At 45.6% G+C, this 2174-nt stretch carries 1 protein-coding gene; it reads right to left on the bottom strand.

Annotated features, from left to right (window positions below):
* Window positions 1-179: 179 nt before the first annotated feature.
* The gene (locus ACUVQO_RS18910) at window positions 180-1970 is read right to left on the bottom strand and encodes a histidine kinase dimerization/phospho-acceptor domain-containing protein (protein WP_445927385.1); all 1791 of its coding nucleotides are present in this window, start codon (window positions 1968-1970) and stop codon (window positions 180-182) included.
* Between the last annotated feature and the right edge of the window lie 204 nt (window positions 1971-2174).

Here is a 2174-nt window from a genome sequence, read left to right as displayed (position 1 = left end):
TCTGCGGCGAAGATAGTTGGACGGCAGCGTCCCGCAAAAATAGCTCGATGCCAGGATTAATAGTTTGATGAAAGCCTCTTCCAGTGTAGAAGAGGTTTTTTATTGGCCGATCGCCACTCGAATGTCTGGCTAAAGCGTGGTCTGGAGTATTTAGCAGGGATTGCTATGCAAAATGTGAATTATTGTTTATCGGAATGGGTTAGTCCAAGAATGTAATCAAAGTGAAATGTTGTTGTCCAGGTTTCTAGAGTATTTGCTAGGGGAGCGTAGTCTGCTGGAATTGCCTGGATAAGTTGTAAGATCTCTTTGTCTGATCCTTTCACGGCAGCTTGACGGAGTTGCTCAATCCATACTGGTGGCATTTGTAAGAGATAGCGATGCAATGAGGGGTTCAGGACAGTGGGTAGCGTTTCCTGGGTGGTCAGTGATCGCTGAGCTAGAGCTTGCTCCAATCCATATACCTGGTACTCATTAGTCTGTAGGCGGGACACTTTCAAAATATCGTTGATTAGCGACAATAAATGGTTGCCGTTGCGATACATGATGGTAATTTGTTTCTGGTGCTCCTGAGTCAGGGTTGGATCATCTTTCAATACCTGAGCAAAGCCAAGAATGGCATTGAGGGGAGTGCGAAGTTCATGGCTCACCTGGGCTAAAAATTCGCTCTTCGCCTGGTTAGCTGCTTCTGCTGCATTTTTTGCTTGAGCAAGTTCAGTAGTGCGTGCGGCTACTTGGTTCTCCAGTTCAGTGAATAAGTACTGAAGTTGAGCCGCCATTTCCGTGAAAGATTGGGACAACAGGGCTAATTCATCAATGCTGTAGGCTTGAATGGATTGATTGAGATTACCCTGAGCGATCGCCTGACTGGCTTTGGCGAGTTGAGTAATCGGTTGAGCCAGCCAACGGGAAGTTATTAGTCCAGTCAGAATGGCCACAGCCAGAGCTAGCAGACACCACAAAATAGTGACCCGGGTATTGGCATGAATCTTAGCCATAAAATCGGACTCTGGGATCACAACCACAATCAACCAGTCAAGGCCCATCTCATCTTGCCAGGGCAGGACAGAAATGAATTCCCGGCTTCCTTGATTATCAACATCCAGTGTTTGATTGTGATGAATCGCCTGTAAATTTCCCAATTGTTGCAGGATGTACTGCATTGCTGTTCGTATGATCGGATCCTGGCTTTCAATCGCAGACAGACGTTTTGCCTGACCTGCTTTAACTTTGAAGGCTGGATAAGAACTAGAACTGGCAACCAGCAGACCATTGCGTTCTATGATAAATGTTTTCGCAGTCTGGCTAATGTTGAGACTTTGCAAAAATCGGTTAATGTCTGATAGGACAAAATCAACTCCAATTACTCCAACCAGCCGTTGGTGTTGATCAAAAATGGGATAGCTAGAAGAAATGGACAGTACCTCTGGTTTATCGTCCCACTGGTAGATATCACTCCATAAGGGCTTTCTAGCCTTCGCTGCATCTGCATACCAGGACTCGTGAACCACAGGCGGTTGATCTGTCACAATCTGTTTGAGTTGAGCTCGATTTCCCTGGTGATCGGCCTGATAAACAAACATTTTTGAGAAGAGGGGCCGACGAGTCTTGTTGATTAAAATTGTTCCATTCTCTAACCGTTCAATACCAATGAACTCTCTTTGAGAATTGGCAAAGTTGATATAGCTGACATTAAAAGTCTGCATTTGTTTGCAGAAAAAACGCTCCATGCGATCGAAATCGTGCAGATCGAGCATTTTCAATTCAATCGCCCTCAGATTGAGTTGATTAATCTGTTGCGGTTCAGACAGCCTTTGTTGCAAGTAGTAAGAAATTTCATGACTGGCCTTATTCCGCAGTTGGCGTACCAGATCATTGATTGCTTTTTGTCCATTGCGTAGCGATAACCAAGCCGTCACCCCTACCGCGATCGCCAGTTGAAGGACAAATGGTAGAACCAGCAACAACCGCAATGAAATACGGCTCCGGGGCAGAGGATTAAGGGATCGGCAGGGAGGATTCACAGCGCTGAGGATAGTCTAACTCAATAGATACTCATCGCCAGGGTTTAGTATGCCCGATTAAATGGTTTTGCACCTTTGTTGCCGAATAGAGAACCGCATCACAAATTCAGTTCCTTGTCCAGGCGTAGAGAAACATTTTAGCTGCCCCCTATG

It is taken from the genome of Leptodesmis sp. (genome assembly GCF_052746595.1).
Note: the sequence above shows the minus strand (reverse complement) of the source record. Positions and strands in the feature narration are given on the sequence as shown.